The sequence below is a fragment of the Thioalkalivibrio sp. ALJT genome, from assembly GCF_000381825.1.
Taxonomy (GTDB): Bacteria; Pseudomonadota; Gammaproteobacteria; order Ectothiorhodospirales; family Ectothiorhodospiraceae; genus Thioalkalivibrio.
On the sequence record NZ_KB907123.1, the window covers coordinates 171,238 to 195,519 of the forward strand.

General features: G+C 65.9%; 21 protein-coding genes. 16 read left to right on the forward strand and 5 right to left on the reverse strand.

All coding sequences use genetic code 11. The annotated features are described in order from the left end of the window. Positions 1-13: 13 nt before the first annotated feature. Positions 14-655 (forward strand): 7-cyano-7-deazaguanine synthase, encoded by a 642-nt coding sequence (locus G332_RS0104940; RefSeq protein WP_019625890.1) that lies wholly within the window; start codon positions 14-16, stop codon positions 653-655. Next, complete coding sequence (locus G332_RS0104945) at positions 652-891, forward strand: hypothetical protein (protein ID WP_019625891.1); 240 nt, start codon at positions 652-654, stop codon at positions 889-891. The genes G332_RS0104940 and G332_RS0104945 overlap by 4 nt, the downstream gene beginning before the upstream one ends. Here G332_RS0104945 and G332_RS0104950 read toward each other — a convergent pair. Further along, a complete protein-coding gene (locus tag G332_RS0104950) occupies positions 884-1,615 on the reverse strand; it encodes an HAD family hydrolase (RefSeq protein WP_081619757.1) in 732 nt (243 codons plus the stop codon). The genes G332_RS0104945 and G332_RS0104950 overlap by 8 nt on opposite strands. A gap of 41 nt (positions 1,616-1,656) precedes the next feature. Between G332_RS0104950 and G332_RS0104955 the strand changes: the two genes are divergently transcribed. From G332_RS0104955 to cysQ, 3 genes are all read left to right on the forward strand, one after another. Continuing rightward, positions 1,657-2,370 carry a hypothetical protein gene (locus G332_RS0104955; protein WP_026340612.1) on the forward strand — a complete coding sequence of 238 codons (714 nt, stop codon included), beginning with the start codon at positions 1,657-1,659 and terminating at the stop codon, positions 2,368-2,370. 105 nt (positions 2,371-2,475) lie between these two features. Next, positions 2,476-3,021 carry an ADP compounds hydrolase NudE gene (gene nudE, locus G332_RS0104960; protein ID WP_019625894.1) on the forward strand — a complete coding sequence of 182 codons (546 nt, stop codon included), beginning with the start codon at positions 2,476-2,478 and terminating at the stop codon, positions 3,019-3,021. 357 nt (positions 3,022-3,378) lie between these two features. After that, positions 3,379-4,212, forward strand: coding sequence for a 3'(2'),5'-bisphosphate nucleotidase CysQ (cysQ, locus tag G332_RS0104965; RefSeq protein ID WP_019625895.1), 834 nt, complete (start codon positions 3,379-3,381; stop codon positions 4,210-4,212). Between the two features lie 20 nt (positions 4,213-4,232). Here the strand turns inward: cysQ and G332_RS0104970 are convergent, their stop codons facing one another. The 3 genes from G332_RS0104970 to purH are packed head-to-tail and all read right to left on the reverse strand — an operon-like array spanning position 4,233 to position 9,628. Then, the gene (locus tag G332_RS0104970; protein WP_019625896.1) at positions 4,233-6,719 is read right to left on the reverse strand and encodes a glycogen/starch/alpha-glucan phosphorylase; all 2,487 of its coding nucleotides are present in this window, start codon (positions 6,717-6,719) and stop codon (positions 4,233-4,235) included. Positions 6,720-6,761: 42 nt separating this feature from the next. Then, positions 6,762-8,054: a phosphoribosylamine--glycine ligase gene (gene purD, locus G332_RS0104975; RefSeq protein ID WP_019625897.1), complete on the reverse strand. Its 1,293-nt coding sequence runs from the start codon at positions 8,052-8,054 to the stop codon at positions 6,762-6,764. Positions 8,055-8,062: 8 nt separating this feature from the next. After that, on the reverse strand, positions 8,063-9,628 hold the full coding sequence (gene purH / locus G332_RS0104980; RefSeq protein WP_019625898.1) for a bifunctional phosphoribosylaminoimidazolecarboxamide formyltransferase/IMP cyclohydrolase: 1,566 nt from the start codon (positions 9,626-9,628) through the stop codon (positions 8,063-8,065). Between the two features lie 473 nt (positions 9,629-10,101). Here purH and G332_RS0104985 point away from each other — a divergent pair, with 473 nt between their 5' ends. Both G332_RS0104985 and G332_RS0104990 read left to right on the forward strand, forming a co-directional pair. Beyond that, positions 10,102-10,917 (forward strand): class I SAM-dependent methyltransferase, encoded by an 816-nt coding sequence (locus G332_RS0104985; RefSeq protein WP_019625899.1) that lies wholly within the window; start codon positions 10,102-10,104, stop codon positions 10,915-10,917. After that, positions 10,917-11,765: a methyltransferase domain-containing protein gene (locus G332_RS0104990; protein WP_019625900.1), complete on the forward strand. Its 849-nt coding sequence runs from the start codon at positions 10,917-10,919 to the stop codon at positions 11,763-11,765. The genes G332_RS0104985 and G332_RS0104990 overlap by 1 nt, the downstream gene beginning before the upstream one ends. Positions 11,766-11,793: 28 nt before the next feature. Here G332_RS0104990 and G332_RS0104995 read toward each other — a convergent pair whose 3' ends face one another. Continuing rightward, a complete protein-coding gene (locus tag G332_RS0104995) occupies positions 11,794-12,534 on the reverse strand; it encodes an arginyltransferase (RefSeq protein WP_019625901.1) in 741 nt (246 codons plus the stop codon). 146 nt (positions 12,535-12,680) lie between these two features. Between G332_RS0104995 and metH the strand changes: the two genes are divergently transcribed. From metH to G332_RS0105040, 9 genes are all read left to right on the forward strand, one after another. Continuing rightward, positions 12,681-16,472 carry a methionine synthase gene (gene metH, locus G332_RS0105000; protein ID WP_019625902.1) on the forward strand — a complete coding sequence of 1,264 codons (3,792 nt, stop codon included), beginning with the start codon at positions 12,681-12,683 and terminating at the stop codon, positions 16,470-16,472. Between the two features lie 134 nt (positions 16,473-16,606). Further along, positions 16,607-16,999: a PH domain-containing protein gene (locus G332_RS0105005; RefSeq protein ID WP_026340613.1), complete on the forward strand. Its 393-nt coding sequence runs from the start codon at positions 16,607-16,609 to the stop codon at positions 16,997-16,999. After that, complete coding sequence (locus tag G332_RS0105010; RefSeq protein WP_019625904.1) at positions 16,996-17,319, forward strand: hypothetical protein; 324 nt, start codon at positions 16,996-16,998, stop codon at positions 17,317-17,319. The genes G332_RS0105005 and G332_RS0105010 overlap by 4 nt, the downstream gene beginning before the upstream one ends. A gap of 57 nt (positions 17,320-17,376) precedes the next feature. After that, on the forward strand, positions 17,377-18,945 hold the full coding sequence (locus G332_RS0105015) for a bifunctional GNAT family N-acetyltransferase/carbon-nitrogen hydrolase family protein (RefSeq protein ID WP_019625905.1): 1,569 nt from the start codon (positions 17,377-17,379) through the stop codon (positions 18,943-18,945). A 175-nt stretch (positions 18,946-19,120) separates the two neighbouring features. Beyond that, the gene (locus tag G332_RS0105020) at positions 19,121-20,359 is read left to right on the forward strand and encodes a response regulator (RefSeq protein ID WP_019625906.1); all 1,239 of its coding nucleotides are present in this window, start codon (positions 19,121-19,123) and stop codon (positions 20,357-20,359) included. A 278-nt stretch (positions 20,360-20,637) separates the two neighbouring features. Further along, a complete protein-coding gene (locus G332_RS0105025) occupies positions 20,638-21,528 on the forward strand; it encodes an HDOD domain-containing protein (RefSeq protein ID WP_019625907.1) in 891 nt (296 codons plus the stop codon). A gap of 96 nt (positions 21,529-21,624) precedes the next feature. Further along, complete coding sequence (locus G332_RS0105030) at positions 21,625-22,191, forward strand: Slp family lipoprotein (RefSeq protein WP_038059517.1); 567 nt, start codon at positions 21,625-21,627, stop codon at positions 22,189-22,191. Next, complete coding sequence (locus G332_RS0105035; protein ID WP_019625909.1) at positions 22,191-22,688, forward strand: Slp family lipoprotein; 498 nt, start codon at positions 22,191-22,193, stop codon at positions 22,686-22,688. The genes G332_RS0105030 and G332_RS0105035 overlap by 1 nt, the downstream gene beginning before the upstream one ends. A 407-nt stretch (positions 22,689-23,095) precedes the next feature. Next, on the forward strand, positions 23,096-24,094 hold the full coding sequence (locus G332_RS0105040) for a zinc-binding dehydrogenase (protein ID WP_019625910.1): 999 nt from the start codon (positions 23,096-23,098) through the stop codon (positions 24,092-24,094). Positions 24,095-24,282: the final 188 nt, after the last annotated feature.

Below are 24,282 nucleotides of genomic sequence, written 5' to 3' on the forward strand. Positions count from 1 at the left end.
GTATGGTGCCCGAATGGAAACCATCCGGTCCGAATCCCCCGATTTGCTCCTGCTCTCCGGTGGCATTGAGAGCAGTGCCCTGCTGGCGCAGCGTCATGCCGCCGGCCAGGTGCCGCGCGCCGTATGGGTAGATTATGGTCAGCGCAATGCGGCCCGCGAGTGGGCGGCGGTGGAGCAGCTGGCCGGGGTGTACGGCACGGCGCCCATTGCCCTGAACTTGCGGTCCCTGCGTTCGGCCTTCACCCGGCGCAACGACTGGGTCGGACATGTACCGCTGCCCCAGCGCAATCTGCTGGTGCTGGCGCTGGCGGTCAACCTTGCGCAACACCACGGCGCCGGGCGCATCCTGCTGGCGCTCAACCGCGAGGATCAGGGGCACGGCCCGGGTTCGCGCGCGGATTTCGTAGAGCAGGTTTCGGCGCTGGCGGCGACCCTGGTGCCGGGGCTGCGGGTGGCGGCCCCGCTGATCGGGCAGTCCAAGGCGGAGATCATCGCGGCCACGGACCCGTTGGGGATCGACTGGTGCCGCACCTGGAGCTGCCTTCTGGCACAATCCCGTCAGTGCGGGCGCTGCCCGCAGTGTCAGGCGCGGCGGGCGGCCTTCGCCAGCGCCGGCATTCCCGATCCTACCGACTACCGCGAAGCGCCCCGATGACCGATTCCGCCATTCCCCGTCATGTATCCGAGCGTCTGGAGATCGCCATTCTCACCGGCGAGACCCTGCAGTTGAACTGGGCCGAGCCGGACTCGAATCAGGCCTGGTGGGGCAAGGTCGTCCCGCATGCGCTGCGTGAGGCCGATGGCCATTCCTGGCTGGATGGCGAGTGCGAGGGGCGGCCGGTGCAGATTCGTCTGGACTGCATCCGCAATCTGCCGACGCCGGTCAAGTAGCGGTCGGGGCTGCGTCGGGCAGGCCGGGGAGCAGGTCGGCCAGCGACTCCAGCAGCACGAAGCGCTCCGAGGTCATCGCCGCGCCGCGTTCATCCGGGTAGCGCATGCCGCGCAGTTCGTTCAGTCCGGCCCGGGCCGCACTGGCCAGGGCCAGCAGATTGTCGTCGACCAGCAGAGTGCGAGCGCGGTCGTAAGGGGCGACGCGCTGCAACCGCTCCCAGAACGCCGCGTCCTCCTTGGCACAGTCCAGGTCATGGGCGGAGATGATGGTGTCCAGGTGATCGCCGATGCGGGTGATCCGGTGCTTGAAGGCGTAGACCTGCGGATGCGCGTTGGTGACCAGTACGCGCTGGCGTCCGGCGCGCTGTAGCCGATCCAGCAGGGTTACGGCGTGGGGCTTGATGGCGATGTGGTGTGCCAGTTCGCGTTTGAGACCGAGGATGTCGAGGCCGGTAAAGTGGGTCCAGTGATCCACGCAGTACCATTCCAGCTTGCCGCGTACCCGCTGCATCTCGTCCTCCAGCCGGCGCCGGGCGCATTCCGGGTCGTCCGGCTGACAGCGGATGTATTCTTCCGGGATCAGTTCGCGCCAGAAGCGGTTGTCGAAGTGCAGGTCCAGCAGCGTGCCGTCCATGTCGAACAGCACCGTGTCGATCCCGGCCCAGTCGACTGCGGGTGTGCCCGGACGGGCGGACGGATTTTTTTCGGAGTTTTGCAGGTCCACAGCAGAGCGCAACAGGAAAGAGGGTGAATACGATGGCGCCCATGATAACGCAACCACGGTTTCTTCCCTTGCCGCTGCTGCTGGCGCTGTGGGCCCTGCCGCTGGCGGCGCAGGGTCCGGAGCCGGGCGATCCCGACTACGACCCGCTCGAAGATGACCGGCTGTGGGGCGAGGCGGCGACCGTCTCTCCCGAGGATGCCCAGACGACCAGTCCGGAGCTGACCTTTCTGCTGCAGGAGCCCGAGCGTACCCCGCACCACCATCAGAATCAGATCCGGCTGTCGGCCTCCTCGCTGGAGGACGGCTGGGCCGACCTGCGCCAGTGCCATAATGATGTGGCCGCCATTCGTCGCATGGTCATTGTGTACAACGAACAGACCATTGATGATCTCGAGATCGAGTCCACCCGTAATATCGATTCCGCGCAGGTGCTGGACGGTGACCGCGTGGACCTGCGCGGGGTCACGCGGGATGCCGAGGTCTGCGTGACCGCCCGCATGCAGCTTGTCGAGTCCGAAGGCGATGGCGTCTATCGGCTGGATAATGGACCGTTTGTGCGCCGTTTCCTGGACGGGTACTTTCCGATGCGGGTCACCATGGCGGTGAACTGGGGCGATCTCGGCCTGCAGCTGGAGGCTACCGAACCGGCGGAGCAGGAAGGTTTTCGGGTGGTCAGCTCCGATCATGGCCTGATGTTCGATACCCTGTTCGAGGGTGAGTTGCGTACCCGGATTCGTCTGCGCAACAGTCCGTAGGAAGCGCTGATCCATGTTGACATTCCTGATGACCACTCCGGATGTACCGCGGCCCGGCGCGTTATGCGATGACATCGATGGGTGGAGTCCCGGGAGGCTACAGGCATGAGTCGTGACAAGCCGGATGTCCAGGGACGGCGTACGGTGGCCAGCAGTCGCCTGTTCGAGGTGGAAGAGCTGGATCTGGAGTTCAGTAACGGGGCGCGGACCTGTTACGAGCGTCTGGTCAGCCGTGGCAATGGTGCGGTCATCATTGCGCCGGTACAGACGGACCGCACCGTACTGCTGATCCGTGAATATGCCGCCGGCACCCATCGCTATGAGCTGGGCCTGCCCAAGGGGCGGATCGAGGCGGGCGAGGAGATTCTGGCCGCCGCCAATCGCGAGATCATGGAAGAGGTCGGCCATGGCGGCCAGCGCCTGACCCATCTCGGGGCGCTGACGGTGGCCCCGGGGTACATGGCGCACCAGACCCACCTGGTGCTGGCCGAGGAGCTCTACCCGCAGGTTGCCGAGGGCGACGAGCCCGAGGCGATCGAGGTGGTGCCGTGGTCGCTGGATCGCCTGACCGAGCTGGTGGCCCGCGATGACCTGACCGAGGCGCGCTCCATCGCCGCCCTGTACATGGTGCGCGACCACCTCGACGCCTGAGCCCAACCCTGCCAAGCTAAGGAAATGCTGCTTTAATCGTACGTCCGCGCGGGTGCCCCTGTGTTCCGGGACAAGGCGCGTTAGTGCAGTGGGTAGAGGTTCTACCCGCCCGTTTCTGATGGATTCGGGGCGCAAAGCAGGATCGGGAACAGCGGGCACCAACCCCGCGAGCGATTGAACACAGGGCCTGGCCGCCCGTTGTTGTCAAAATTGGGCATGCGCACGGCGTTGCGCTTCCTTTGTGCAGAATGACCGCACGGCAGTCACCGCGCCTTGTTCACACGCAAAAGCGACTCGAGCGCGGGCGTGCGATTAAGGCAGTGTCTCTCCAAACACCCGGGAAAACGGGAGTTCCCCATGCATGTTCCGCCGAAGGATGCGGCCCTCACCGCCCTGATGCACGAGGTATCCTCCCTGGCCGAGCAGGCGGGGCACGCGATTCTCGACATCTACGCGACGCGCTTTGCGGTGACCGAGAAGGCCGATCACTCCCCCGTCACCGAGGCCGATCTCGCCGCGCACCGCATCCTCAGCCAGGGCCTGGCGGATATCGACCCGGACTGGCCGGTGCTGTCCGAGGAGGGGCAGGGGGTGCCCTTCGAGCGTCGCATCCACTGGCGAACCTACTGGTTGATTGACCCCCTTGACGGTACCCGTGAATTCGTCAGGCGCAGTGGCGAATTCACCGTCAACGTGGCGCTGATCCACGATCACCAGCCGGTCCTCGGGGTGGTCTGGTGCCCGGTGCTCGGGCGCCTGTATGCCGGGCACCGAGACGGTGTGGCGCTGCGCCGGGATGCCGGTCAGGCTGCGCGGGAGATCGCGGTCGCGCGGGAGCGCATCGGGACGGCGCGCCCGCTGGTCGCAGGCAGCCGTTCATTCGGGGCCGGGCGGCTGCAGTCTGCGCTCGAGCGGCTGGGTCCGCACGAGCTGGTCAGCATGGGGAGCTCGCTGAAGCTGTGCCTGGTGGCCGAGGGGGCGGCCGATATCTACCCCCGTCTGGGGCCGACCAGTGAATGGGATACCGCCGCCGCACACGCGGTAGTGCGGGCCGCCGGCGGGCGGGTGACGGACCTGCACGGCTGCGAGCTGCGTTACAACACGCGTGAAGGCCTGCTCAACCCGGAGTTCCTGGTGTGCGCCGGCAGCCCGGATGGCTGGCTGCGCCGGCTGGGTCTGCCGGAGGCCTGAGCCCCCGGCAGGGGCGCCGCTCAGGCGGCGCCGTTGGTGTGCGATGGTGCCACCGGTTCCGGCGTAATGGCCCAGATATTGTCGGCGTAGTCACGCACCGTGCGGTCGATCGAGAAGTAGCCCATGCGGGCGACGTTCAGGATCGCGGCCTCGGCCCAGGCGCTGCGGTCCGCATACAGGCTGTCTGCGCGCGCGCAGGCCTCGGCGTAGGCCGCGTAGTCGGCGAGTACGAAGAACGGGTCTTCCTGGCGCAGGTAGCGACCAAGCTCGGCGTGTGTCCCCGGGTCGTTGCAGGTAAAGAAGCCGGATTCGATCATCTCGACCGCCGCTTTCAGGCCTGGCTGCCCGGCCAGGATGGCCTCGGGGCTCGGGCCGTGGCGGCGGTGTTCGACGACCTCGTCGGTGGTCATGCCGAAGATGAAGATCGCGTCCTCGCCCACGGCGTCGCGGATCTCGATGTTGGCGCCGTCCAGGGTGCCGATGGTCAGCGCCCCGTTCAGGGCCAGCTTCATGTTGCCGGTGCCGGAGGCCTCGAATCCAGCCGTGGAGATCTGCTCGGAGATGTCCGCAGCAGGGATGATGACGCTGGCGGAGCTGACCTCGTAGTTCGGGAAGAACACGCATTTCAGGCGGTCGCCAATGGTCGGGTCGTGGTTCACGATATCCGCCACTTCGTTGATGACCTGAATGATGCCCTTGGCACGCGCATAGCCCGGTGCGGCCTTGCCGCCGAACAGCACCACGCGCGGCGGGATGTCTTCGCCGGCGCGGATGCGGCGGTAGAGATCCACCACGTGCAGGAGCTTCAGCAGCTGACGCTTGTATTCGTGGATGCGCTTGATCTGGACGTCGAACAGGACATCCGGATTCAGTTCCACGCCGGTGCGCGCACGTACCAGCTCGGCCAGGCGCTTCTTGTTGGCGTGTTTCACGTCCATGAAGGCCTGCTGCAGTCCGGCATCCCGGGCGTGAGGTTCCAGCGCACGCAGGCCGTCCAGGTTGTACTGCCAGTCGTCGCCGATGTACTGGCCCAGCAGGGTGGTGAGGGCGGGGTTGGACTGGATCATCCACAGGCGCGGGGTCACGCCGTTGGTGACATTGATAAAGCGTTCCGGCCACAGGCTGTAGAAGTCCTCGAACAGGGTCTCCTGCAGCAGCTGGGTGTGCAGCGCCGCCACGCCATTGACGTGGTGCGATCCGACCACGGCCAGGTGGGCCATGCGTACACGGCGGCCGTTGGCCTCGTCGATGATCGACATGCGTGCCAGGCGGTCGTGGTCACCCGGGTAGCGGTGCCGGACCTCCTCGAGAAACAGGTGGTTGATCTGATAGATGATCCCCATATGGCGCGGCAGTACCTGCTCCATCAGTTCGACCGGCCAGGTCTCCAGTGCCTCGGGCATCAGGGTGTGATTGGTATAGGCAAAGGTGCGCAGGGTCAGGTCCCAGGCGTGGTCCCAGCTCAGCTCGTGGTGATCGACCAGCAGGCGCATCAGCTCGGCCACCGCGATCGCCGGGTGGGTGTCGTTCAGCTGAATAGCGACCTTGTCGGGCAGCGCATCGAGGTCGTAGCCCAGGGCCAGGTGCCGCTCCATGATGTCCTGCAGCGACGCGGATACGAAGAAGTACTCCTGCTTCAGGCGCAGTTCCTTGCCGATCGCCGTGGCATCGTTCGGGTACAGCACCATGGAGATCGTCTCGGACTCGGCCTTGTCCGCCACCGCCCGGATGTAGTCGCCCTCGTTGAAGTAGCGCAGGTCGAAGTCACGGGTGGCCTTGGCGGCCCACAGGCGCAGGTTGTTCACGTTGCGCCGCCCATACCCCGCCGTTGGGTAGTCGTAGGCCATGGCCAGGACTTCCTCGCCGTCCTCCCAGGTGTGGCGGATGGAGCCGTCGGGGTGGTGGTGTTCGACCACGTAGCCGTAGAAGTGGATGGGATAGCTGCGGTCCGAGCGCGGGAACTCCCAGGGATTGCCGAAGCGCAGCCAGTTATCCGGGTGTTCCACCTGGTGATAGGGCTCGAACTGCTGACGGAACATGCCGAATTCGTAGCGGATGCCGTAGCCGTACCCCGGGTAACCCTGGGTGGCCAGCGACTCCAGGATGCAGGCCGCCAGGCGCCCGAGGCCGCCATTGCCCAGTGACGCGTCGTCCTCGAGATCGAGGATGCTATTGAGGTCCTGGCCGAGATCGGACAGCGCCTGGCGGGCCGCGTCGAGGATGCCCATGTTGCGCAGGTTTGCCTCGAGCATGCGCCCGATCAGGTACTCCATGGACAGGTAGTAGACGCGCTTGACGTCTTCATCGGCGAACTGACGACGGGTCAGCAGGCGCCGCTCTACCACGCGTTCGCGGATCGCAAACGAGAGGGCCTCCAGCCAGTCGCGCTGGGTGGCCTCTTGTGGATCTTCGCCGACCACGCGGACCATGGCATCACGGATGGATTGCCGCAGGCCCTCGACGTCGTTCGGGAGGTTGGGCAGTTGCGTGACTTCGGGGGCGGCCATCAGGCGATCTCCAGGGGTTGGCAGGGGCCGCCGCCGAGAGGGTTATCTGTCCTCGCGGGCGACGGCGCGATAGCCGATATCGGACCTGCAGTATATATCCTCGAAGTGAATCGTTTGTACGGCCTCGTAGGCCTTTTTTTGCGCCGATTTCACGTCGTGGCCCAGGCCCACTACGCACAATACGCGGCCTCCGGCGGTGATCACCGCACCGTCTTCGCGGGTTGCGGTCCCGGCATGGAAGACATGCGCCTCGGCGTCGCGTTCGACCGTGTCCAGGCCGGTGATGACGTCGCCCTTGCGGTAGGCCTCCGGGTAGCCGCCGGCGGCCAGGACCACGCCCAGGGCCACGCGCGGGTCCCAGTGCGCCTCGATCCGGTCCAGGCGTCCGTCCAGTGCGGCCTCGACCAGGTCGGTCAGGTCCGACTCCAGACGGCTCAGGATCGGCTGCGTCTCCGGGTCGCCGAAGCGGCAGTTGAATTCCAGTACCTTTGGATTGCCCGCAGCGTCGATCATCACGCCGGCATAGAGAAAGCCGGTGTAGCGTTCGCCGTCGGCGGCCATGCCGCGCACGGTCGGTTCGATGACCTCGCGCAGGATGCGCGCGTGCAGCGCGTCGGTGACCACCGGGGCCGGCGAATAGGCACCCATGCCGCCGGTATTCGGGCCCTGGTCGCCGTCGTCGCGCGCCTTGTGGTCCTGCGAGGAGGCCAGTGGCAGCACATGCTCGCCGTCCACCATGCAGATGAAGCTCGCCTCCTCGCCGCGCAGGAATTCCTCGATCACCACGCGGTGTCCGGCCGCGCCGAAGGCATTGCCGGCCAGCATGTCGCGCACCGCGGCGCAGGCCTCGTCCTCGGTCTGCGCCAGGATCACGCCCTTGCCCGCGGCCAGACCGTCGGCCTTGACCACGATCGGGGCCCCGTGGGCACGGATGAAGTCGAGCGCGGCGGATTCATCCTCGAAACTGCCGTAGGCCGCGGTGGGGATGCCGTGACGTTGCATGAAGTCCTTGGCGAAGCTCTTGGAACCCTCGAGCTGCGCGGCCTGCGCCGTGGGGCCGAAGCAGCGGCGGCCGGCGGCGCGGAAGGCATCCACGATGCCCGCGACCAGCGGTGCCTCCGGGCCGACCACGGTGAACGTGATGTCTTCGCGTTCGGCCAGGGCCAGCAGGCCATCGATGTCGGTGGCGCCGATGTTGACGTTTTCGCACTTGGCGGTATGCGCGGTGCCGGCATTGCCGGGCGCGACCAGCACGCGCTGCACGCGCGGGGACCGGGCCAGTTTCCAGGCCAGGGCGTGTTCGCGGCCGCCGTTCCCGATAACGAGTACGTTCATCATGGACCTCAGTGGCGGAAGTGGCGCATGCCGGTGAACAGCATCGCGATCCCGTGTTCATCGGCGGCGGCGATCACCTCGTCGTCGCGCATTGAGCCCCCGGGCTGGATCACGGCGGTGATGCCGGCCTCGGCGGCTGCGTCGATGCCGTCGCGGAACGGGAAGAAGGCATCCGAGGCCATCACCGACCCGGCCACCTGCAGACCCTCGTCGGCCGCCTTGATGCCGGCGATGCGGGCGGAGTACACACGGCTCATCTGCCCGGCGCCGACGCCGATGGTCTGTTCGTCGCGGGCGTACACGATCGCGTTGGACTTCACATACTTGGCGACCTGCCAGGCGAACTGCAAGTCTTTCCGTTCCTGCTCCGAGGGCGTGCGTGTGGTCACGGTCTTGAGTTCCACGTCAGCCAGCGAGCCGCGGTCGGCATCCTGCACCAGCAGCCCGCCGCCGATGCGCTTGTAGTCGAGCCCCGGGGCGGTGGCGGCCGGCGGGATCTCCAGCACGCGAACGTTCTTCTTGGTGGCCAGGGCGCGCAGGGCGCCGGGAGTGATCTCGGGGGCGATCACGACTTCGACGAACTGGCGGCTGACGATCGCATGGGCGGTGTCACCGTCCAGTGGGTGGTTGAAGGCAATGATGCCGCCGAAGGCCGATGTCGGATCGGTCTGGAAGGCGCGTTCGTAGGCCATCAGCTGGGTTGGCGCGACGGCGACTCCGCAGGGATTGGCGTGTTTGACGATCACACAGGCCCCGGTCTCGAACTGGCGCACGCATTCCCAGGCGGCATCGGCGTCCGCCAGGTTGTTGTAGGACAGGGCCTTGCCCTGATGCTGGCGGTAGCTGGCCAGGCTCCCGGGCGCCGGTTGCGGGTCGCGATAGAACGCCGCGCGCTGGTGGGGATTCTCGCCGTAGCGCAGCGACTCGACGCGCTGGAAGGTCGCATTGAGCTGGCCGGGGAACGGCTCGGCTGCGCCATCTGCGGTCAGCGCCGACAGGTAATTGCTGATGGCGGCGTCGTAGCGCGCCACGTGGTCGAACGCCGCGACCGCCAGACGAAAGCGCAGGGACTGCGGCACCTCGCCGGCCGCGGCGATTGCGTCCAGCAATTCAGTGTACTGGTCGGGGCTGGTGGCCACGGCCACGTCGCGGTAGTTCTTGGCTGCGGCGCGCAGCATGGCCGGCCCGCCGATGTCGATGTTTTCGATGGCGTCCTCCAGGCTGCAGCCCGGGCGCGCGACCGTGGCCTCGAACGGGTAGAGGTTGACCACCAGCAGGTCGATCGGCGGGATGTCCTGCTCGGCCATGACGTCGGCGTCGATGTCACGTCGTCCCAGGAGCCCCCCGTGGATGCGCGGATGCAGGGTCTTGACCCGGCCGTCCATGATCTCGGGGAAGCCCGTGTGCGCGGAAACCTCGATCACCGGAAGGTTGTTTTCGGCCAGCAGGCGGGCAGTCCCGCCGGTGGACAGAAGCTCTACGCCGCGCTCGTGCAGGGCGCGGGCGAGCTCCACAACGCCGGTCTTCTCGGAGACCGACAAAAGGGCGCGCTGAAGGGGTCGGCTGGGGGTCATTCGGGGCCTCGGAATCGCATCAAAACGGACATTATATCGAACGTTCGGGGGCGGTGGCCCGGCCCGGGTCAGGGGCGCCGGGCATGGTCTCAGCTTGTAATTTTTGCGCAAAACCTTCAGGGTATAAAAACAAATTCGGACACAACGCCCGCGTTCAGATGCAGCGCGAGGCGCCGTAAACGATCCCCGAGCCAGGCGGGATGGGCCCGCCAAACCACGGCTTGGCATCCGGGTAACGATTGACCCCCCGGATGTTCAGGATAAACCGCCTACGCCGATGCCGGGCGCCACTGCGACGCGCCCGCTGCATTGCGACTCGGGCACCAGGCAGCGTCTGGACGGCCGGAGCCAATGGCGAGACCTCCGCAACATGAAGGGGGCGCGGTTGAGTGCGTTTGCGGGTGTTGTGCCGACAGGCCGCCGCGGGCGGTCGGGTCAAGCTAACAACAGCAGCAAAGCCAAGAGGAACCAGCATGGCAGCGAATATCAAGAATGATCAGGATTTCGGCGAGAAGCCGATCGAACGCCGCGATACCGAGAACTACCGCAACGAGTACACCACCGGTTTCGTGGACAAGTGGGACGACCTGATCGATTGGGACAGCCGTGCCAAGAGCGAGGGCACCTTCTTCATCGAGGAACTGAAGAAGCGTGGCGCCAAGCGCGTGCTGGACGTGGCCGCCGGTACCGGTTTCCATTCCGTGCAGCTGATCGAGGCCGGGTTTGACGTGGTCACCGCCGACGGCAGCCCGGAGATGCTGGCCAAGGCCTTCGAGAACGGTCGCAAGCGCGGCCACATCCTGCGCACCGTGCAGGCCGACTGGCGCATGCTGAACCGCGACATCTACGGCCGCTACGACGCCGTGGTCTGCCTGGGCAACTCGTTCACCCACCTGTTCAAGGAGCGTGATCGTCGCAAGGCCCTGGCCGAGTTCTACTCCGCGCTGAACCACGATGGCGTGCTGATCCTCGACCAGCGCAACTACGACACCATCATGGACCACGGTTACTCGTCCAAGCACACCTACTACTACTGCGGCGACAACGTCCAGGTGCAGCCGGCCCACGTCGATGAAGGCCTGGCCCGCTTCCAGTACCGTTTCCCGGACAACTCCGAGTACTTCCTGAACATGTTCCCGCTGCGCAAGGCCTATGTGCGTCGCCTGATGCGTGAAGTCGGTTTCCAGCAGATCGAGACCTACGGTGATTTCCAGGAAACCTACCGCGAGACCGATCCGGACTTCTTCATCCACGTTGCGGACAAGCGTTACATCGAGGACGAATCCTGATGAGCACTCAGTACTCCGACGTCGTCGAGACGGCGCGCGACTACTACAACAGTGAAGACGCCGACACCTTCTACAAGCTGGTGTGGGGGGGGGAAGACCTCCACATCGGCATGTACGAATACCAGGGCGAGCCGATCGCGGACGCCAGCCGCCGCACCGTGGCGCACATGTCCGACCTGCTGGGCGAGCCGCAGCCGGAATGGCGCGTGCTCGACATGGGCGCCGGTTATGGCGGCGTGGCCCGCTACCTGGTCGAGAACTACGGCTGCGAGGTCACTGCGCTCAATCTCTCCGAGAAGGAAAATGAGCGCGATCGCGAGATCAACAAGGCGCGCCACCTGGATCACAAGATCAACGTGGTCGACGGCTCCTTCGAAAAGGTCGACGAGCCGGATGCCTCCTACGATGTCGTCTGGTCGGAGGACTCGTTCCTGCACAGCGAGAACGCGAAGAAGAAAGAGGTGATCAAGGAGGCCGCGCGCCTGCTGAAGCCGGGTGGCTGGCTGATCTTCACCGACCCGATGCAGACCGACGACTGCCCGGAGGGGGTGCTGGATCCGATCCTGGCCCGCATCCATCTGAACTCGCTGGCCAGCCCCGCGCTGTATCGCGAGGCTGCGGAGGCCGCCGGTCTGTACGAGGTCTCCTTCGAGGAACACTCCGATCAGATCGCGACCCATTACGGCCGTGTGAAGCAGGAGCTGGAGTCGCGCGAAGAAGAGCTGCGCCCGCACATCTCGCAGGACTACATCGACCGCATGAAGCAGGGCCTGCAGCACTGGGTGGATGGCGGTCACTCCGGGTATCTGACCTGGGGAATCTTCCGCTTCCGCAAGCCGGCCGAATAAGCCGGTCGGGGATACGGCTGGCGGCCGGCTACCGGTTGGCCGCCAGTTGCTCCCAGGTCCCGTTCACGCGACCTTCGAGTAGCTGGAACCGGGTCTTGTATTCCATCTTCGGTGACTGGGCGATCCAGTAACCGAGGTAGACATAATGCAGACCCAGGCGGCGCGCATGCACGACCTGGGTCAGGATCGCGAGGGTGCCAAGGCCGCGCCGCGGCTGGTCGGGATCGAAGAAGCTGTATACCGCCGACAGCCCCTGTGGTGTGCGGTCGGTGACCGCCACCGCAATGAGCCGGTCGGCGTGACGGAATTCGATCAGATCGACCGGGCCGTTGCGATGGGTCAGCATCCCCGCGTAATCCTCGCGACCCATCTGTTCCATGCCGCCGCCAGTGTGGCGACTGGACAGGTAGCGCGAAAACAACGGCATGTGCTCGTCCAGATCTGCGGTCGGACCGGGCCCGGCCTGGTCGGGCGGTCGCGTCAGCGTGACCGTGACGTCGTGGTTGCGACTCAGGCAGCGGCGCTGACTGCGGTTCGGCCGAAAGGCCCGGACCGGGATGCGGACCGGTACGCAGGCGTTGCAGCACGCGCAATGATGCCGGTAGACAAACTGGCCACTGCGGCGGAAGCCTTCGGCCAGGAGCTGACCGAAACGGCGGCCGCCCAGGCTGACTGCGGGGTCGACCAGCAGGCTCTGCATCTCGCGGTCGTCCAGATAGGGACAGGCCTGCGGGGCAGTGATGAACCAGCGGATCGGGTGTTCCTGCATGGCGTTATCGTGACACGGCTCGCGAGCGACGCAAACCGGGTACCCGAACAGCATAATCCGGGACGCGCCCTGCGGGGCGGGTTCCCCGCCGGGCGCGGACGCCCGGCGATGACCATGAATCGATTCAACACAATGGTGTACCGCACATGACGGCAACGCGAAACGACATCGAGAACGCGCTGAAAGAGCGCATCCTGATCCTGGATGGCGGGATGGGCACGACCATCCAGCTGTACAAGCTGGAGGAGGCCGATTACCGCGGCGAGCGCTTCAAGGACTGGGAATCGGACCTGAAGGGTAACAACGATCTGCTGTCGCTGACCCGTCCGGACATCATCGAGCAGATCCACAACGACTATCTCGAGGCCGGCGCCGATATCATCGAGGCCAACACCTTCAACGGTACCCGCATCGCGATGGCGGACTACCACATGGAGGACCTGGTCCCCGAGCTGAACCGCGAATCCGCGAAGCTCGCGCGCAAGGCCGCCGACGCCTGGACCGAGAAGACCCCGGACAAGCCGCGCTACGTGGCCGGCATCCTCGGCCCGACCAACCGTACCGCGTCGATCTCGCCGGACGTGAACGACCCGGGCGCGCGCAACGTCGATTTCGACACCCTGGTCGAGTCCTACAAGGAGGCCGCCGCGGCCCTGGTCGAGGGCGGCGTGGACCTGCTGCTGATCGAGACGGTGTTCGACACCCTGAACGCCAAGGCCGCGATCTTCGCGGTGAAGACGCTGGAAGACGAGCTCGGGAAGGACCTCCCGATCATGATCTCCGGCACCATCACCGACGCCTCCGGCCGGACCCTGTCCGGCCAGACCACCGAGGCCTTCTGGAACTCGGTGCGTCACGCGAATCCGATCTCCATCGGCCTGAACTGTGCGCTGGGCGCGAAGGAGATGCGCCAGTACGTGGAAGAGCTGTCGCGCATCGCCGACACCCACGTCTCCGCGCACCCCAACGCCGGTCTTCCGAACGAGTTCGGCGACTACGACGAGACCCCGGAGCAGATGGCCGAGGATATCGGTCCCTGGGCCGAGCAGGGCATGCTGAACATCATCGGCGGTTGCTGCGGCACGCTGCCGGAGCACATCCGCGCAATGCGCGAGGCGGTGGAGAAGTTCCCGCCGCGCAAGGTGCCGGAGATCGCCCCGGCCTGCCGCCTGTCGGGCCTGGAGCCGTGCAACATCACCGACGACTCGCTGTTCGTGAACGTCGGCGAGCGCACCAACGTGACCGGCTCGCGCAAGTTCCTGCGACTGATCCAGAACGAGGAATACGACGTCGCGCTGGAGGTCGCCCTGAATCAGGTTGAAGGCGGCGCCCAGATCATCGACATCAACATGGACGAGGGCATGCTGGAGTCGCAGGATGCGATGGTCCGCTTCCTCAACCTGCTGGCCGGCGAGCCGGACATTGCCCGCGTGCCGGTGATGATCGACTCCTCCAAGTTCGAGATCATCGAGGCCGGCCTGAAGTGTGTGCAGGGCAAGCCGGTGGTCAACTCGATCTCCATGAAGGAGGGCGAGGAGAACTTCATCCGGCAGGCCGAGCTGTGCCGCCGCTACGGCGCCGCGATCGTGGTCATGGCCTTCGACGAGGACGGCCAGGCCGACAACGAGGAACGCCGTGTCGAGATCTGCACCCGTGCCTACAAGCTGCTGACCGAGAAGGTCGGCTTCCCGGCCGAGGACATCATCTTCGACCCGAACATCTTCGCGGTCGCGACCGGTATCGAAGAGCACAACAACTACGGCGTGGACTTCATCGAGGCCACCCGCCGCATCAAGAACGACCTGCCGCACGCGCTGGTCTCCGGCGGCGTGTCCAACGTGTCGTTCTCCTTCCGCGGCAACGAGCCGGTGCGCGAGGCGATCCACGCCGTGTTCCTGTACCACGCCATCAGGGCGGGCATGGACATGGGGATCGTCAACGCCGGTCAGCTGGCGGTCTATGACGACATCGACGAGAAGCTGAAGGAAGCGGTCGAGGACGTGGTCCTGAACCGTCGCGACGATGCGACCGAACGGCTGCTGGACCTGGCCGATGAGTACAAGGGCCAGGGCGGCGGCAAGAAGGAAGAGAACCTCGAGTGGCGCGAGTGGGAGGTCACCAAGCGCCTCGAGCACTCGCTGGTCAAGGGCATCGACACCTACGTGGTCGAGGACACCGAAGAGGCGCGCCAGCAGTACGACCGCCCGATCCAGGTGATCGAGGGCCCGCTGATGGACGGCATGAACGTGGTCGGCGACCTGTTTGGCGAGGGCAAGATGTTCCTGCCGCAGGTGGTCAAGTCCGCCCGCGTAATGAAGAAGGCCGTGGCGCACCTGATCCCGTACATCGAGGCCGAGAAGACCGGCACCGAGAACAACGGCAAGATCCTGATGGCCACGGTGAAGGGCGACGTCCACGACATCGGCAAGAACATCGTTGGCGTCGTGCTGCAGTGCAACAACTTCGAGGTGATCGACATCGGCGTGATGGTGCCGGGTGCGGACATCCTGAAGGCCGCGAAGGAGCATGACGTGGATGTGATTGGCCTGTCCGGCCTGATCACCCCGTCGCTGGAGGAGATGGCCAACTTCGCGGCTGACCTCGAACGCGAAGGCATGAACACGCCGCTGATGATCGGCGGCGCGACCACCTCGCGCGCCCATACCGCGGTCAAGATCGAGCCGAACTACTCCGGGCCGGTGGTCTGGGTGAAGGATGCCTCGCGTGCGGTGGGCGTGGCCCAGAGCCTGATCAGCCCCGAACTGCGCGAGAAGTACGCCGCCGAGATCCGCGAGGAGTACGAAAAGCTGCGCGTGCAGAACGCCGGACGCAAGAAGAAGACCCAGTGGGTCACCCTGGAGAAGGCGCGGTCCAACAAGCCGCAGATCGACTGGTCGAGCTATACCCCGACCAGGCCGAAGGCGCTGGAGACCGACAAGCTGCCGGGCGAGCCGACCGTGCTGCACCCGCATGGCGACGGCTCCGTGCTGCTGCGCTTCGATGACTTCGACCTGAACGAGGTCAAGAATTTCATCGACTGGACGCCGTTCTTCCACTCCTGGCAGCTGCACGCGGCCTACCCACGCATCCTCGAGGACGAGAAGGTGGGCGAAGAGGCGCGCAAGCTGTTCAAGGACGCCCAGGAGATGCTCGATCGCATGATCGAGGAGAAGTGGGTCACCCTGCGTGGTGTGGTCGGCTTCTTCCCGGCGAACACCGTCAATGACGACGACATCGAGGTCTACACCGACGAGAGCCGCTCCAAGGTCCTGAAGAAGCTGCACCACCTGCGACAGCAGACCGAGAAGCGCCGAGGTCAGCCGAGCCACTCGCTGGCCGACTTCCTGATGCCGAAGGAGGCGGGTGGCCCGGACTACCTGGGCGCATTCGCAGTCAGCGCCGGCGGTGATGTCGACGCCAAGGCCGAGGCATACGAGAAGGACAACGATGACTACCACGCGATCCTGGTGAAGAGCCTGGCGGATCGTCTGGCCGAGGCCTTTGCCGAGTGCATGCACCAGTACGTGCGCAAACACTACTGGGGCTACGTCCCGGATGAGGCGCTGGCGAACGAAGACCTGATCGACGAGAAGTACCAGGGCATCCGCCCGGCCCCGGGCTACCCGGCCTGCCCCGAGCACACCGAGAAGGGCACGCTCTGGGAGCTTTTGCAGGCCGACGAGCACGCGGACATGACGCTCACCGAGAGCTACGCGATGCTGCCGGTCTCGGCCGTGTCCGGCTGGTACTTCGCGCATCCCGAGTCGCGCTACTTCGGTCTTGGCAAGGTCAACCGCGATCAGGTCGAGGACTACGCGAAGCGCAAGGGCATGTCGTTCGAGGAGGCCGAGCGCTGGCTTGCGCCGAACATCGGTTACGACGACAGCGACGCGGCCAAGGAGGAAGCCCGCGCCGAGCGCGAGGCCCGCTCCGCCTGACCCGCGACCCCGGCCCCGGACGGAACGGCGCTGCGGTTCCGTCCGGCAAACTGCGAGCCCCGCCTGGTGCGGGGCTCGATTTGTTTGGGGTATCGCGCCACACTGGTCGGGACCGCTTTCATGGGAGCCCGTGCATGTCCAGTCCTGTTACCGCGATTGACGCCCGACCGGCGATGTTCCGCAATCACCCGATTGGTTTTATCCTGAGCCTGCTGCTGATCCCGGCCCTTGGCCTGGGGATTCTGATTTTGTTGTGGTGGTATCTGCAGACGCGCTCGGTGCGCCTGCGGATCGATGCCGACCAGGTGCATCTGGAGCGGGGGCTGTTGTCGAAATCGCATGTGGACCTCGATATCGCTCAGATCCGCACGGTGAAGGTGGAGCAGAGCTTTACTGACCGGATCTTCCGGGTCGGGCGCATTGCCGTGTACACCACCGGTGACAACCCGGAATTCCGGATTACCGGCATCCCCGACCCCAATCGTGTGCGCGAGTATGTGCGCGCGCGCCGCGAGGCCGTGGCATGAGCCAGGAGGACCGCCGCGACAGCCGCCTGGCGTTGCGACTCTTGTTCGGCATATCGGCGCTGACGGCCCTGCTGGTGGCGCTGCTGGTGCTCGCCGCAGCAGTCTCCCTGCCGGGGCTGTCCGACTGGGTGGCGGTCACCTTCGACGACGGCATGGGGCTGAAAAACGCGGCCCTGGTGGCGGCTATCGTCTCGGTCGTGCTGTCCATCGTCTTCGCCCTGGCCGCAGGCGAGGGCCTGATCGGGGAGCTGCAGTTCATGATCCCCGGTTTTTTCCTGTTCTTCGTGTTCTTCTGGCTGATGCTTGCCTGGATCTTTTGATCCGGCGGTGTTCGCCATGCGTCCTTCCTGTCCCCGACCCGACCCGGAGCCCCCAGCGTGACCACTGACGTCGATAACGAACCCGGTGCCGAGAAGCCCAATCCGTCGCACCTCCTGACCCTGCGCCAGACCCGGATGGAGGACTATGAAGACATCCGCGAGATCATGGAGCGGGTGTACCACGACCTCGATGGTGCCTGGAGCGAGGCCCAGTTCCGGTCGCAGGTCACGCGCTTCCCCGAGGGCCAGATCTGCATCGAGGATAACGGCAAGGTGGTGGCCGCGGCGATCAGCGTGATCGTCGAATACAAGCGCTTCGGCGATCACCACAATTACTGGCAGATCACCGGCAACGGTTTTCTGACCACGCATAATCCGGACGGGGATACCCTGTACGGCGTGGACATCTTCGTGCACCCGGATTACCGCGGTCTGCGCCTGGGGCGGCGGCTGTACGATGCCCGCAAGGAGCTGTGCGAGAAGTTGAACCTGCGGGCGATCGTGGCCGGCGGGCGCATCCCCGGTTACGAGGCCCACCGCGACGAGCTGACCCCGCAGCAATACGTGCGCAAGGTCAAGAATCACGAGATCACCGATCCGATTCTGACCTTCCAGCTTGCCAACGACTTCCACGTCCGCAAGATCATCACCAACTACCTGCCGGACGACGAGAAGTCGGGTGCCTATGCCACGCTTATCGAGTGGCTGAACATCTACTACGAGGAAAAGGAAAAGCTGATCGGTGGCCGGCGTTCGGACGTGCGTATCGGCGTGGTCCAGTGGCAGATGCGCCCGACAATCGACCTGGATGCCCTGTTCCAGCAGGTCGAGTACTTTGTCGATGCGGTGTCCGGCTACCGCTCCGATTGCGTGCTGTTCCCCGAGTTCTTCAACGGGCCACTGATGGGGGCCTTTAATCAGGATTACCCGGCCGAGGCCGTGCGCCGGCTGGCGGAATACACCGAGGCGATCCGTGACGAGATGGTACGCCTGGCGCTGGCCTACAACATCAATATCGTCGCGGGTTCGATGCCGGAGTACGACAACGAGGTCCTGCACAACGTGTCCTATCTGTGTCGCCGCGATGGCACCTGGGACCGCCAGTACAAGATCCACGTGACCCCCGACGAGGTCTCCTACTGGGGCCTGCAGGGCGGTGATGAAGTGCACGTGTTCGACACCGACTTCGGCAAGATCGGCATCCTGATCTGCTACGACGTGGAGTTCCCGGAGTTGCCCCGCGTGATGGCCGATCACGGCCTGCAGATCCTGTTCGTGCCGTTCTGGACCGACACCAAGAATGCCTACCTGCGGGTGCGGCGCTGCGCCCAGGCGCGCGCGATCGAGAACGAGTGCTATGTAGTGATGTCCGGTTCGGTCGGCAACCTGCCCAAGGTCGAGAACATGGACATGCAGTACTCCCAGGCTGCGGTGTTTACCCCGTCCGACTTCGCCTTCCCGCATGATGCGGTGGCCGCCGAGGCGACCCCGAACACCGAGATGACCCTGATCGTCGATCTCGATCTGGACAACCTGAAGGAACTGCGCAGCCACGGTTCTGTGCGCAACCTGCGCGATCGCCGCCGCGACCTCTACTCGGTCCAGTGGAAATCCAAACCGGTGTAGCGGCGGATTCGGACGCCACGACGATGTCAACCGCCGCCATCTGTCTCGCGTGTTGCTGGCATCCGTGCGTCAGGCCCCGTAGTCTTGACAGACTCAGGGCGAACGTTACGTGGTGGTCCGCGAAGTCCATGACCACCCGGTTGCCCGGGCATACGGGTGTCCGCCAGGGGGACGCATGAACACGCAGATACCGGACCCGCGCCGCAGCACCATCCTCGTGGTGGATGACTCCAAGGTCATCCGGGTTGCGTTGCAGCGCATCCTGCAGGGTCAGAACTCGGTCTACGAGGCCTCCGATGGCGAGCAGGCCCTGGAATTGCTGCAACAGCACCCCGACATCGGCCTGGTCCTGACCGATCTCTCCATGCCCGGCATCGACGGCCAGGATCTCCTGCTGCGCGTGCGCGACGGCCTCGACGGTGTACCCGCCGACCTCCCGGTGGTCATCGTGACCGGCCAGGAGGGTGACGAGGCTGCGTCCGACGAATGGCGCTCGCTGGGGGCCAATGCGGTCCTGATGAAGCCGTTTGTTCCCGCCCGCGTGCGCGAGGTCGTGGCCGAGCTGCTGCCGTCGCCCCCGCCCGAACCCCAACCCGATCCGGCCGCCGCCGAGATCGATAGCCCCGCCGTCCAGGCGTTGCGTGACGAGGTGGAGCGCCTGCGCCGCGAATTGATGCTGCGTCAGCAGTCCACCAACGAACGCGCGGCGCAGAAGGAGCTGGAGCGTTTGCGTATCGCCCTGGGCGTGGCCCGTGACGAGTCTACGGCTGCCTTCCAGCGCATTGACGAGCACGAACGCGAGGTCGAGCAGCTGCGGGCACGCCTGCAGGAGCTGGAAGCCGAGCCAACGCCGACGGACCCGGAGGCCGACGCGCTGCGCGCCCGTCTGCGTGAGCTTGAGGGCGAGAACGTGCGCCTGGACCACGACCTGGTGGACGTGGAACGCCAGCGCGAGGCGGTGCAGCAGGAGCTGGCGCAGGTGCGGGCCGAAGCCGAGCGCCTGCGCGGTGAGCGCAACCAGCAGTGCGATCGTGCGGCCGCCGCCGAGAAGGCCCTGACAGATACGGAAAGCCGTTACAACGAGAGTCAGGCGGCGGCCGCCGAGGCGAGCCAGCGTCTGGCAATGCGCGAACGCGAACTGGAGTCGGCGCAACAGCGTATCCAGGACTTGCGTGGGCGCGTCCGAGATCTCGAACAGGCGGTGAACGGACACCCTAACCAGGCTGCTGCAGCGTCTGCGCGTCCCTCGGTCGGCAGTGCGCCGGCTCGTGCGCGGCCGGCAGAGCATCCACCGGGCGTTCGTGGCCGGACGCCGCTGTTGCTATGGCGGCGGCGCTGGTTCCGGTTGCTGTTTGTTGCCGTGCTGGCCGTGATCGCGACGCTCGCGGTGGCACTCTATCAGCGCGGCTTCTGACTCCGCGGTTCCCCGGCGGTGCCCGGACGCCGTCGTCGGATTCACGGCGGGCCGGGTTACATCAACACGGTCAGCGGCTACAGTAGAGTCGCACGGGTGGAGGCGGTGCTCGATACCGGAGATCGCCGAGCCCCTCGGCCACATGCAGGCGGCGGGCGACCCGGATTCCGCCGCGTCCGTGTAACCTGTAGGTGTCGGGGGCAGTGCCACTGCCGACCCTGACGCAGCACCAATGAGGCGGCGCCATGCCGGCCTGCCTCGGGCAAGAGGATTGAGCAATGTCCGAAAACCCTGCCGCAGATTCCCTCGAGGCTCAGGTCCGGTCGGCCGACAAGCTCCTGGCCATGCCCCAGGTGGTGTTCGAGGTGGCGCGCCTGCTGGAAGACGACAATGCCAGCGCCGCGCAGATTGCTGCGAGTCTCAGTCAGGACCCGGGGCTGGTCGCTCTTGTGCTGCGAATCGCGAACAGTCCGGCTTATGCCCCGGCCCGGACCGTGGATTCGGTGGAGCGGGCAATCACCATGCTCGGCCGCGATGCCCTGCAGCGGCTGGTCGTGGCGAGTGCCATCACCCGTGCCACGGCCTCCGTTCCCGACCAGGAGCGCCTGCCGCTGGAGGTGTTCTGGCGGCATTCCGCCTACTGTGCGGTGATCGCGCGCCAGCTGGCCATACGGCTGTTGCCGCGGCAGGTCGGCGGGATCTTCCTCGCGGGGCTGCTGCACGACCTCGGCAAATTGCTCTTGTTCACGCAATCGCCGGAGTCCGCACACCGGGCCTTTCTCTCCAGTCTGGATGCCAGCGATGGCCTGAGTCCACACGCAGCGGAGCGTGCCCAGCTCGGTTTCGATCATGCGCAACTGGGGGGTGCGCTGGCCGAACACTGGGGGCTGCCGGAGCTCCTGGTCGACTGCCTGGCCGGCCACCATCAGCCGATGCAGGCCCCCGAGCGCAACCGTACCGCCGTGATGCTGGTCCACCTGGCCAATACCGGTGCCCATCTCGCCGAAATCGACTCGCGCGACTGGGCGGATGCCCCGCCGGTGGACCCGGCTGTCTGGGAGGCCTTGCACCTGGACCCGGGGGTTCTGCTGACGGCGGTCGAGGAGGCACAGCACGAGGTGCTGGCGGTCCAGGGTTTCTGTGACCCCACGCATGAGCCGGTGTCGTAGGGAAGGCCATGGTCAAGGAGACGCGGACCCATTCAATCCGTGTTTCCTCAGGGGCCTCGTAGCGAACCACGGGATGTTCCCGCGGTCTACTCACACATGAAAACGCACATGTTCACGATTGCCTTGCGCGGACTGCTGGCCGCCGGGGTGTTGTGGTTGCTGGCGGGCTGCGCCGGTTTGCCGGCCGACCTGGCCCCGCTGCCCGACGCGGCGCCGGACCGCGAACAGGTGCTGGCAGACCCCGCCGCAGTCCGAGGCGAGACCGTGGTATGGGGCGGGGTGATCGCGGACATCGAGAACACCTCCGGGGGGACTCGACTGGAGGTGGTCGCCCGCGAACTCGACCGTGAAGGTCGGCCACGGGAGTCGGACGGCTCACCCGGTCGTTTCCGGGCGTTCAGCACTGGTTTTCTCGATCCGCAGATCTACAGCCAGGGGCGCGAGATCACCGTGCGCGGCTCGATTCAGGGCACCGAGGAGGGCCACATCGGCGACTACGCCTACACCTTCGTCTCGCTGCAGGCCGATGCCGTACACCTCTGGCCGCGACGGCCGCCGTTGACGGATCGTCGCCTGCATGACCCGTTTTACGATCCATTCTATCGCCCGTGGGGACCGCGCTTTGGCCCGCCCGGACGGATTAACGCCTATTCGTGGTTCTGATGAAACGCTCCCGTGTCCTGATCCCCTGGTTGGCCATTTTCCTGCCGTTCGTGCTCGCGGCCTGTGCATCGGGGCCGCTGGAGGCTCCGGCGGATGCCGCTGCACAGATCGAGCCGCGTGCCGTGACCGCGGAGCGCCTGCCGGTTGACGAGCAGGTGTGGGGTGGCGTGATCGCGCGGGTGGATAATCGCGCCGAGGCGACCGTGATCGAGGTCGTGGGTTATCCGCTCAGCCGACAGGAGCCCCAGACCCGGCAGTCCACGACGGGCCGCTTCCGCCTGCGCGTGGAGGGGTTTGCCGATCCGGTCGACTACCGCAGCGGCCGCCGGGTGACTGCGGTGGGTACGGTCAGTGGTGTCGAGGCAGGGCAGATCGGCCAGTCCGACTACAGCTTCCCGGTGCTGGAGGCCCGCTCCGTGCATCTGTGGCCCGAGCGCGAGCCGTCACATCCCTCCGGTGGCGTGCGCTTCGGCATCGGTATCGGCATCGGGCTTTAAGGAGACGCTGATTGAATCGCACGTCCGCGTGGGTGCCCCCCAGTTTCTGGAGACAAGCGTTCCGAGACAAGGCGCCTCAAACAGCGGGTAGTGGTTCTACCCGACCGTTTCTAATGGATTCGGGGCGCAACGCAGGATCGGGCCATATTCATTCAGAATCGGGGGGAGGCACCAACCCCACAAGTCATGGAAAGGAGGGGCTCGGCCGCCCGTTGTTATCAAAAACGGGCGCGCGCACAGCGTTGCGGTTCACCTGTAGCAGAGTGACTGCATGGCAGTCACCGCGCATTAAACGCACGCAAAAGCGACTCGAGCGCGCACGTGCGATTCAATCAGCGTCTCCTTAAGGCGGGGCGGGACGTCGTTCCCCGGCGCGCCCGCCCGTTCTCCGCAACCCTGGAGTTGCCATGCGAGCAGTGGTGTTCGACCAACCCGGTGATCCCGATGTACTGCGCCTGGAGGATGTGCCCGAGCCGTCCCTGGTCGTCGCCGATCAGGTCCGTATCCGAATGCTGGCCGCGGGCGTCAATCCAGTGGACACCAAGGTGCGCACTGGCGGGATGATCGTCCCCGGCGCGCCGCGCAACACGCCCGGCTGCGATGGTGTAGGCGTGATCGAAGCCTGCGGCAGCGACGTGCATCATGTGCGGCCCGGCCAGCGGGTAGCGTTCTGCTTTGGCGGGGTCGGGGCCGACCCCGGCACCTATGCGGAACAGGTGGTTGTGCCCGAGGCGGCTGTGGTGCCGGTACCGGCCGCGGTGACGGACCTGCAGGCGGCAGCCCTTCCGTTGGCCTGGTTGACTGCCTGGGAGTCCCTGTTCGAGCGGGCTGATCTGCAGCGCGGCCAGAGCGTGCTGGTGCATGCCGCCGCCGGCGGGGTAGGGCAGATGGCCGTGCAGATCGCGCGCATGGCCGGGGCTCGGGTCCTGGGGCTGGTCCGACGCGAGGAGGCGCGGCGCCTGGTGACCGGTCTCGGCGGCGACGTGGTCGACCTGACCCAACCCGATGCCGAGGCGTTGATCCGGGCCTACACCGACGGTCGTGGTTTCGACATCGTGCTCGACACCGTCGGTGGCGATGTCTTCCGCGAGGGACTGTCCCGGTTGGCCTATGGCGGGGACCTGGTGACCCTGCTCGCGCCCCCGGCGGACACCGACTGGAATCCGGCACGCCTGCGCAACCCGAGTATCAGCCTGGAGCTGATGCTGACCCCGATGCTGGAAGGCGACCGCCGGCGCTCGAGGCATCAGGCCACGCTGGTGGCCGAAGGTCTTGCGCGGCTGGCCAGTGGGCGCCTGCAGGTCAACGTCGAGGACAGCCTGCCACTGGCCGCAGCAGCCGAGGCGCACCGCCGCATCGAGGCCGGCGGCCGCAGCGGCAAGCTCGTGCTGCGCATCCCCGAATAGCGTCAGGGTCGGGGAATATCCACAGGAAGACACGAAGGGCGGAAGGGGGCTGGGCGGGGCAGCGCTGTAACGTGACAGGCCGTAGAGTCAGCCCCGGCCTTCTTGCGTGTCCTCACCCGAAAAAGCTTCGAGTCTCCGATCCTTCCTGTGAAACCGCCCCTGCCCTGCTGCGTGGTGCGATTCACTCA